General features: G+C 43.9%; 1 protein-coding gene. It reads left to right on the top strand.

The window, feature by feature from the left end:
- Positions 1 to 2,711: beta strand repeat-containing protein (locus AWW68_RS10915; protein ID WP_157717617.1), on the top strand; the 2,711-nt coding region annotated here is incomplete at both ends.

The following is a 2,711-nucleotide window of genomic DNA, read 5'->3' as shown; positions in this document are numbered from 1 at the left end:
CGATGATGTAACCGCCAATGCTGGAGCAGACCAAAATGTATGTGGAACGAATACTTTCCTTGGTGCTTCATTTAGCACTGGTAGTACTGGAAGCTGGTCAATTCTATCTGGAGCAGGTGGAACAATCACTACTCCAACTAGTGCAATATCTACCTTCAAGGGTAAGGTTGGAACTACTTATACGCTTCAATGGACAGAAAACAATGGAAGCTGTTCAGATAACGATACAGTTGAAATCACCTTCTTCGATAATGTAACCGTTGCAGCAGCAGGTGTAGATCAGAAAATAGATGGTGCACTTGCCACTATGAACGCTACGTTAGCGGGTAATACTGCATCAGGATTCAGAGAAACTGGAACTTGGTCAGAAGTAGCAGGAGATGGTAATAGTGTGTTTAGTGATGCTAGCAGTGCAACTTCAACCTTTACAGGAACAGTAGGAGTAACTTATACTTTGCGTTGGACTATTAGTAATGGCGTTTGCCCAATTAGCTCAGATGATGTGCTAATTGAATTCGCTAACAATGCAGGCTTCACAATTACAGAGACGGCTTCGTCTACCGAAGTAGACGAGTCCGGTTCTACAGATACTTTCGATGTTGTGCTTGATTCAGAGCCAGCTTCAGATGTGGTAATCAATGTTTCAAGTGGAAGTACATCAGAAGTTACAGTAGACCAGTCTTCTTTGATCTTTACTTCAGGCAACTGGAATGTACCGCAAACGGTAACTGTTCAGGGTGTTGATGATTCAAAGGTTGATACTGATAAATCTGTTAAGATCACTTTGAGTATTGATGATGCTGCAAGTCATGATAACTACGATGCTGTAATTGATCAGAGCGTTTCGGTGATCAATGAAAACACAACAACTGCTAGTGTAACAGCAGCCGATGTATCTATAGCCGAAGCTGATGGAACAGCAACAGTAACCTTCACTTTAGATAATGCAGTTGAAGGAGGTCTTTCAGTAGATGTAAGCACGGTAAATGGTACTGCCACGGGCGGAGTAGACTTCTCACCAATAACAGCTCAAACCATTATGTTTGATGGTACAGCTGGCGAAACAGAAACACTTGATATCTCTATTACAGCTGATGCAATAGTTGAGGCAGATGAAACAATTACCGTTTCCATGAGCAACCTAACTCCTGTAACGGTGTCTTCAACAGACATTGATATTACAGACGGTGCCACGGTAACGATCAATAATGACGACCAAGCAACTGTAACCATTGCCGATGCAAGTGGAGCAGAAGCTGATGGAGCCATTACGCTAACGGCTACATTAGATAACGCAGTAGACGGAGGCTTCTTTGTAGAATTAAATACTGCCGATGTAACAGCGCTTTCAACCTCAGATTACACTGCGCTTATTAGCCAAAAGCTGACCTTCTCAGGAACAGCAGGAGAGCAGCAAACCTTCACTATTACTCCTACGGATGATAGTATTGAAGAATCTACGGAGACACTTACTGTGAGCATGAGCAACATCTCGGCAGGAACGGTAGATAAAAACAACATCGATATTACCGATGGAGCTACAATAACCATCACAGATGAAGATGATAATACCGCACCTGTTGGATATTCAGTTACCCTTGACGATGCCTTGATCGGCTCAGCCGAAACAGCCATCAGTACCTTCACCTTTGCAGGGGCAGAGATCGGTACTACATACAACTATATGGTGAACTCAGATAATGGCGGAACCAAGGTTGCAGGATCAGGAACAATTGCTACAGCTACAGATCAGGTAACATTAACAGACCTTTCAGGACTGAACGATGGAACACTGACCTTGTCAGTAACATTGACCGATGCCTCAAGCAATGTAGGAACAGTAGTAACTGCTCAAGCAACAATCGACCAGACCATGGAAGCTACCTTGTTACCAGCCGATGATGCGATTGACGTTCTACCAGATGCCAAACTAAGCATGGACTTTGGTGAAAATGTTTACAAAGGAACCGGTAACATCATCATTGCACAGAGCAGCAATGACGAGGTATTGGAAACTATAGACGTGACAAGTACTAATGTTGTGGTGAATGGATCTGAAGTAACCATAACTCCAACAAACCTATTGTTGCCACCAAGCACAGAGTTCTATGTTTCTATAGAAATAGGAGCAATTACAGACGATGCTGGTAATAGCTATTCAGGTGCTACAAACAAAACAGCTTGGACGTTTACAACAATTGCAGCACCAGTAGTAACCGCTACAACGGTTCCTACGGCAGAGACTTATGCGATAGGCGATAAGCTAACTTTCGAGACCAGCTTTACGCTGCCAGTAACTATTACAGGTACGCCAAGCCTGCCAATTACAATTGGGACAGAAACGAAGGCAGCCACACTAAGTGGAACAGTAAGCGAAAGCAACACTGCTACATTTACTTATACCATTACAGAAGGCGACTTGGATACAGACGGTATCACGGTTGGATCAACCATCGACCTGAACGGAGCTACCATAGTAGATGAGTTCGGAACCGATGCGATCTTAACGCTTAAGAATACCGCCAGCACGGCCAATGTTAACGTAGACGGAATAAGAGCAACACCGAGCATTACTTCAGTGGTGAGCGACCTGACCAATGCAGCATTTACAGTAACTGTTACTTATGATGAACCAGTTTCAGGCCTAACAGCCGAAGACCTGAACATCACCAACGGTACGGCAGATAATTTAACGGTAGTAACCGCAGGCC

The organism is Roseivirga spongicola, assembly GCF_001592965.1.
In the GTDB taxonomy this organism is placed as follows: Bacteria; Bacteroidota; Bacteroidia; order Cytophagales; family Cyclobacteriaceae; genus Roseivirga; species Roseivirga spongicola.
Note: the sequence above shows the minus strand (reverse complement) of the source record. Positions and strands in the feature narration are given on the sequence as shown.